This is a genomic window from Paramesorhizobium endophyticum, from assembly GCF_014640615.1.
Classification (GTDB): domain Bacteria; phylum Pseudomonadota; class Alphaproteobacteria; order Rhizobiales; family Rhizobiaceae; genus Paramesorhizobium; species Paramesorhizobium endophyticum.
Map to the genome: position 1 here is coordinate 1 of NZ_BMHH01000054.1, position 6,706 is coordinate 6,706.

A 6,706-nucleotide genomic window follows, 5' to 3' on the forward strand; every position below is an offset into this window, starting at 1 on the left:
CCCAACCCGCCGGTCGGGGCCGCCGACATCGTCAACGGCCTCTCCGTCCGCGTCTCCACCTCCTCGACCCTGGAGAACTGGACCTACCAGGCCGGCGATGTCGTCACCGTCTATTACTACCTCTCCGGCAACGATCCGGTGTCCGGCAACAAGCTCTACAATGTCTGCACCGTCACCTACACCGTGAGCCAAGGCGACGATCTCGCCCGTGGCTTCGCCACCACCCTGCCCCCACTCCCCCAGGAACTGGTCGCAGGATACGGCAACGGAACGATCCAGCTAAACTTCAGCGTCTACCGCGCCAGCAACAACACAACATACTGGTCAAGGGCAACCATCCCGCAGGTGCTCAATACCGTCGTTTGACGGGAGCAAACCAGCACGCCGGGGGCACAAATGCTCCCGGCGGGCAAAATTAGCAAATGGCCGAAACCGATACTGTGTAGAAGCAATGTGGGAAATAAATTAATCTCCTTGGGGAAGAACTGGCTGGGTTCGCCGCGCAATCGGCTAGAAGTACGCGGTGCACATCTCCACCAAGGCTTCGGTCTGCGACAGTTGGTATTCCTCCCTGTCGATGATGATGAATAAGAGCGGCTCGAAATCGACAGCCTCCTCATCGCCGGATGAAGCCTGAGTTTCCAGCAGCCGCAACGAAAGAATTCCTGCTGATCGATCTGGTCAATAATCTCAAGCGGCTTGCCGAGGACGAAACCCAGCTACTGGAACGCGCGAAGGTGGCTGACCTGCCATGGGTAATTTCCTCCAGGATAGATTAGACCGTATGTTCGCGGGGTGAAGGTGGCCCGCCCGCGCGGTAAGCTGAATTCGGGGATTGCTCTGGATTGGCCGGAGCCGAGCCCCAAGCTTAGCGAGGGCGAACCATGAAACAGGATAAGGTAATTTTCATCGGCTTGGATACGTCCAAGCTGAAGATCTCGGTTGCTGTTGCCGATGGGGTGCGCAACGGCGAGGTGCGGTTTTTCGGCGACATCTCGTCGGAGCGGGCGTCTGTTGCATCGATGGTCAACAAGCTTTCCAGGCGCGGGGACAAGCTTCACTTTTGTTATGAAGCCGGCCCCACGGGCTATGGACTTTACCGTCAGATTGTCGAACTGGGGCATGACTGCGTGGTGGTGGCGCCATCCCTGGTGCCCAGGCGTGCGGGTGACCGGGTGAAGACAAACCGGCGGGATGCCGTCAGCCTGGCGCGCCTGCACAGGGCGGGCGAACTGACCTCGGTCTGGGTTCCGGACGAAGGCCATGAGGCGATCCGGGACCTGGTCCGGGCCCGCGAGGGCGCCAGTGACGTACTGAAGCAGGCACGTCAACAGCTCCAGTCCTTTCTCCTGCGTCACGGTCGAGTCTATACGGGCCGCACGCCTTGGACGCGCGCTCATCTTCGATGGCTGGCGTGCCAGGCTTTTGATCACCCCGCCCACCAAATCCTGTTGGCGGAATATTGCCAGGCCATTGAGGATGCCGACGTGCGTTTGGACAGGCTGACCAAGTTGGTGGTGGAGACCACGGCCTCCTGGTCGATGGCGCCGGTCGTGGCTGCCTATCAAGCAATGCGCGGCGTCGCATTCATGACTGCGGTCACCTTTGTGGTCGAGATTGGCGATGTCAGACGTTTCGACAATCCTCGTCAGTTGATGGCGTATCTCGGCCTCGTGCCGTCGGAATGCTCGACGGGTGAACGGGTCAAGCGTGGTGGGATCACCAAGGCAGGCAATATGCGCACGCGTCGCGTTCTTGTCGAAGGAGCCTGGACATATCGCTTCCCGGCCCGTGTAAGCCCGACAATCCAGGCGCGGCTGGAGGGCTTGCCAAGAACGGTTCGCGAGATTGCCTGGAAAGCCCAGGTGCGGCTTTGTGCGCGCTATCGAAAACTGATGGCGGCGGGCAAGCCGAAGGCCGTCGCTGTCACCGCCATTGCCCGGGAAATGGCAGCATTCCTGTGGGCCATCGGACAGGAGGTCGCTCCCACTGCAAAAGGCTAATGCCGGTGCTCCGCTTGAAGAGAGACGCTCAACCTGAAAATTGAAATCATCCGCTGTTGGACAAAGATGGAGGCAGGGCTCCGGTGGGGAACCCTCGCGGACTCTATGTGGCAGGATAAAATCCATGCCCGATTTTAGACAGAGGCAGCCCCAGACGAACACACGGAAATGCGGTACCCAACCCGCGCATAAGAGTATGCCAGCCGTCGTCTAAATGCCCTGTCTCCTCCTTTGTTCAACAGCTTCACGCATGAAATGCCGTCGTCAAAGCCGGAAAGGAAAAATCATGACTAAAGAGCTTGCAAACGAACATAAGAGTCCGGCCTATTAAAGGACGGACGAATGAAGAAGCAGCGATTCACAGAATGGAGGCGAGACCTGCGGCTCGCCGGAACCAGATTATAGCGGTGCTGAAGGAACAGGAGGCTGGCGCGAAGGCGGCTGACCTGTGCCGCAAGCACGGAATTTCAGAAGCGACCTTTTACAATTGGAAGGCCAAATACGGTGGCATGGAAGTCTCCGAGGCGAAGCGCCTGAAGGCGCTCGAAGAGGAGAATGCCAAGCTGAAGAAGCGTAAGCGCTGTTTTCAGGCCACGGCTTTGAGTTCGTGCTTTGCGGCATAGGCCCAAGGCAGCAGGTCGTCGATCTGGTTATTTAGATGCCCGTTGACGATCTTTGTGAGGACGTCTGAGAGATAGGCCAGTGGCTCGACATGGTTGAGCTTGGCGGTCTCGATGAGCGAGGCGATAGTCGCCCAGTGTTCGGCCCCGGCGTCTGACCCTGCGAAGAGTGCATTCTTGCGATTGAGGGCCATTCCCCGTTCATTCTGCCCATGTCGGCGATGAAGTCGAGGTTCATTATCGCTGGCATCCGTATTTCGGCCAGAAGGTAATCGTTCGCCGTGTCGAAGAACGCGCGACAGGTCGATTTCTGAAGGTTTTGGGGCCGCCAGGCGTCGTGGTTTCGATTGCCGGGTGGATGATCGATCCGGTGGTGTGCGGCGGCATGACCATGGGACCGCCAGGCGTCGATCTCGTGGCGCTGATCGAATTGAACAGGCTGGTCACCAGCGCCGACAAGCCTGCAGTCTTCCGAAGTGGACTTAGAATCACTCAGGAGGACCATCATGAGAACCCGCAACACGCTGATGCCGGCGTCGGGCCGGCAGCTCGACCTGATATTCCAAACCCGGATGTTCGACGGACTGACCGAGAAGGATCGCAAAAAGGCGATATTGACGCTGGCTTTCCTACTAATGCAGGCCGCAGGTCTCGTCGTCGAGGAGTTTAACGATGACCAGCACTGATTTGATTCCGACAGGCCTGCTCACACGCAAAGCCGTCGTCTACGTGCGTCAGTCCTCTCAGTCACAGGTGATGACCAATCTGGAAAGCCAGCCAGCGACGGCAGTATGATCTTGTTGACGTTGCGCGACAACACGGCTTCAGCGACATCGAGACCATAGACGACGATCTCGGACGCTCTGCGAGCGGAACGGTCGCGCGTCCCGGCTTCGACCGTCTGGTCGCCCTTTTATGCGCCGGCCAAGTTGGTGCCGTTTTATGCTTCGATGCCTCTCGGCTCGCCCGCAACGGCCGCGATTGGCATCACCTGCTCGAACTATGCGGCCTGGTCGAAGCCCGCGTCATTGACCATGACGGCGTCTACAATCCATGTCGACCCAATGATCGGCTCCTGCTGGGCATGAAGGGAAGTATCAGCGAGTTCGAACTCGGCGTGCTGAGAGCCCGAATGCTCGATGCGGCCAGATCGAAGGCGCGGCGTGGCGAATTGCGCCTTTCCGTTCCATTCGGTTACATCTGGCATCGAGAAGCGGGGCTCGGGCTTGATCCGGATCTGCGGCTGCAGGAGGTGATCCGGCCGATCTTCGCCCGCTTCCATGAGCTTGGAAGCGCACGCCAAGTGCTCTTGTCGATGACACGGGACAATATCCACTTCCCGCGACCGTCGGACGAAGGTCGCATGACCAGCTTTGTCTGGACCCCAGTCCGTTATCGGAATGTCATCGGCATCCTGAAGAATCCCTTCTATGCCGGCGTCTACGTCTATGGAAAGAGCGAGAAGCGAACTGCCATCGTTGATGGGAGGACACGGCGCAGCTACGGGCACGGCAAGCCGGCCGGCACCTGGGAAGTGATGATCAGGGACCATCACGAAGGTTACATCAGTTGGGAAGAGTACGAGCGTAACCAACAGCAACTGGCGCTGAACAATTATGGTCGCTCGGGCGGGACCAAATCAGGCCGCGGCGGCAGAGCATTGTTATCGGGCCTCTGACTTGCGGTCGGTGTGGACGGCGGCTGAGTGTTGCCTATACGGGGAATCCGCAAAGCCGGCCCGTCTATCGCTGCGACAAACCGAACCTGATGATGGGCCTGCCTCGATGCATGACGTTCGGCGGTCCGCGGGTCGATGCGGCGGTTGCGCGCGAGTTGTTGCGCGCGGTAGAACCATTGGCGATCGAGGCGACTTTTGAAGCAGAGCGGATGCACCGGGAGCGACAGGAAGAACAGCGCCACATCCACGACCTGGAACTGCGGCAGGCCAGCTACGAGGCAAGCCTTGCCGAGCGGCGTTATGCGGCATGCGATCCCGACAACCGCCTCATTGCCGCGCAGCTTGAGAAGAACTGGGAAACCGCGCTCCGCCGTGTGCGGGATCTGGAAGGGCGCAAGCCTGCCGAAAGGCCTTCAACCATCGAGGTCGACCCAGCCACCTTCGCGAACTTAGCTGACAATCTGCAGTCGGCCTGGGATTCGCCGGATGTGACCATGCGCGCGCGCCAACAACTGCTGCGTACGCTCATCGCCGACATTGTCGTTGATGTCGACGATGCGGTGCGTGACGTGGTGCTGACGATCCATTGGAAGGGTGGTCAGCATTCAGAGCTCAGGGTCCGTAAACCTCAGAGTGGCGAACACGGATACGCCACCGCAGAGGATGCTCTGGCGGTGATGCGGAGCATGGCTGGCCGCTGGTCCGATGAACATATCGCCGCGTCGCTCAATCGAATGGGCATGCCGACGGGGCAAGGGAAAACCTGGACCGCGCACCGTGTCGCTTCGGTGAGGCGGGTACGCGCCATTCACGCGTACAAATCAGCCGACAAAGACGGCGAATGGCTGACCATGACCGAGGCTGCGGCGGTATTGGGCGTGACCAATCATCGGATTCGACATCTGATCAAGACGAAGGTGTTGTTTGCCGAGCAGGTAGTTCCCGGCGCGCCGTATCAAATCCGCGCCAGCGACCTCAATTCTGCGCCCATCCGAGCTGCGATAGCGCGAAAGGGGCGTCCGTGTCGCCTTGCTGACGCGGACACGCTTCCAATGTTTACAGAGACTTAGAGAAGGAGTGCACAATGACTCAGGTCCGGCAATTGGCCTGATGGATCGTTCGACGATGTTGGAGTCGATCTCGATCCGGCCATCGTCGATGAAGCGGGTCAAGCCGTCCCAGCGTGACAAGGCATAACGGATTGCTTCAGCAAGCTTTGTCTTCTGGCTGATGTAGCCGAGTTGTTCACGCAGCCAGGGAGCGAGGCTGTCGGTGATCGGACGACTTTTTTCCTGACGGGCGACACGACGGTCCTCGTGGGTCCGGCCACGTATCTCGTCTTCGATCCTGTAAAGTTCGGCGATGCGTTTGAGCGCCTCGCTGGCGATGGGTGCGGGACCGGCGGCCGCCAGCTCATAGAAGCGGCGTCGAACGTGGGACCAGCAGAAGGCCAGCGACACGGTGTTCTTTGCCGCGAGCGGGCGATATCCACTGTAGCCGTCGACCTGCAGGATGCCGACGAAGCCGTCGAGATGGGCCATCGGTCGTTCGCCTTTGCGATCTGGCGCATAGACATAGGCGACACCGGGCGGGTCATCGCCCTGCCACGGCCGGTCATCTCGTGCATAAGCCAGGCTCCTTACGGTCGTCTCCATATTCCCTCTCAAAGCCTAGGATTTCTGCGAACTCGACTGCGAAGCTTTCAGCAGATGTGCGGATTCCGATGATTTACCGGACGGCGTTCCGATCAAATACCGGACATTGTTCCGAGAATTAGCCGGACGCAATTCCGATTAATTACCGGACAGTTTTTCGACGTAAGTAGTGCCGCTGGGTCAGCAACCTTGGCATGCATTTCCTTTTGACCAAGAGGAATGCGGATGCCGAAGAGACGAAGGCTGACCATGAGACAAATGAGGCATTTACTTCGACTGAGTTCGGACGGCGTGAGCGTCCGCGATATTTCCGAGATGCTGGGCATAGCGCGCAGCACCGTGCAGGACAGCATAGTGCGCGCTGCGACGGCAGGGCTTTCCTGGCCCCTGCCGGCCGATCTGACCGATGATGTTCTTGAGGGGCGGCTGTTCGCCCGTGCCGGAGTCAAACAGGGACTGCGCAGACGCCCGGAGCCGGACTGGAGTGCTGTTGCAATCGAGCTGAAGAAGCCCGGCGTGACGCTGTCGATCCTGTGGGAAGAATACCGGGCCGTTCATCCTGAAGGTTACGGTTTTAGCAGGTTCTGCGACCTGTTTCGCGGCTTTGAGCGGCGTCTGACGCCGACGATGCGGCAGGTCCATATCGCCGGCGACAAGGTCTTCGTCGATTATTCCGGCAAAACGCTACCCATCGTGGACCGCAAAACAGGCGAGATCCGTCAAGCGGAGATCTTTATCGGCGTGCTCGGT

5 protein-coding genes and 4 pseudogenes are annotated in these 6,706 nt (G+C 59.2%); 6 read left to right on the forward strand and 3 right to left on the reverse strand.

Annotated elements, in window-relative coordinates:
- On the forward strand, positions 1 to 366 hold a 366-nt coding region (locus tag IEX53_RS23335; RefSeq protein ID WP_188826567.1), incomplete at its 5' end, for a hypothetical protein.
- A gap of 144 nt (positions 367 to 510) precedes the next feature.
- Here the strand turns inward: IEX53_RS23335 and IEX53_RS23340 are convergent.
- Positions 511 to 654, reverse strand: a complete 144-nt coding sequence (locus tag IEX53_RS23340; RefSeq protein ID WP_188826568.1) for a hypothetical protein — start codon at positions 652 to 654, stop codon at positions 511 to 513.
- Positions 655 to 884: 230 nt separating this feature from the next.
- On the opposite strand from IEX53_RS23340, the gene IEX53_RS23345 reads away from it, so the two are divergent.
- Positions 885 to 2,003 (forward strand): IS110 family RNA-guided transposase, encoded by a 1,119-nt coding sequence (locus IEX53_RS23345; RefSeq protein WP_188826569.1) that lies wholly within the window; start codon positions 885 to 887, stop codon positions 2,001 to 2,003.
- Between the two features lie 342 nt (positions 2,004 to 2,345).
- Positions 2,346 to 2,575 (forward strand): annotated as a pseudogene (locus IEX53_RS23350) (transposase); the annotation flags it as partial.
- A 14-nt stretch (positions 2,576 to 2,589) separates the two neighbouring features.
- Here IEX53_RS23350 and IEX53_RS23355 read toward each other — a convergent pair.
- A pseudogene (locus IEX53_RS23355) lies at positions 2,590 to 2,823 on the reverse strand (transposase domain-containing protein); the annotation flags it as partial.
- Between the two features lie 306 nt (positions 2,824 to 3,129).
- On the opposite strand from IEX53_RS23355, the gene IEX53_RS23360 reads away from it, so the two are divergent.
- Together IEX53_RS23360 and IEX53_RS23365 are read left to right on the forward strand one after the other, a co-directional pair.
- Positions 3,130 to 3,309 carry a hypothetical protein gene (locus IEX53_RS23360; protein ID WP_188826570.1) on the forward strand — a complete coding sequence of 60 codons (180 nt, stop codon included), beginning with the start codon at positions 3,130 to 3,132 and terminating at the stop codon, positions 3,307 to 3,309.
- Positions 3,296 to 5,371: pseudogene (locus IEX53_RS23365) on the forward strand (recombinase family protein). The gene IEX53_RS23360 and the pseudogene IEX53_RS23365 overlap by 14 nt, the downstream one beginning before the upstream one ends.
- A gap of 27 nt (positions 5,372 to 5,398) precedes the next feature.
- Here the strand turns inward: IEX53_RS23365 and tnpC are convergent.
- A pseudogene (gene tnpC / locus IEX53_RS23370) lies at positions 5,399 to 5,947 on the reverse strand (IS66 family transposase); the annotation flags it as partial.
- A 267-nt stretch (positions 5,948 to 6,214) separates the two neighbouring features.
- Between tnpC and IEX53_RS23375 the strand changes: the two are divergent.
- A partial coding sequence (locus IEX53_RS23375) for a helix-turn-helix domain-containing protein (protein WP_268902614.1) occupies positions 6,215 to 6,706 on the forward strand: 492 nt, incomplete at its 3' end.

Excerpts from the sequence above, each read along its gene's own strand:
- IEX53_RS23345 (WP_188826569.1), top strand. The coding sequence starts at position 885 with ATGAAACAGGATAAGGTAATTTTCATCGGCTTGGATACGTCCAAGCTG.
- IEX53_RS23360 (WP_188826570.1), top strand. The coding sequence starts at position 3,130 with ATGAGAACCCGCAACACGCTGATGCCGGCGTCGGGCCGGCAGCTCGAC.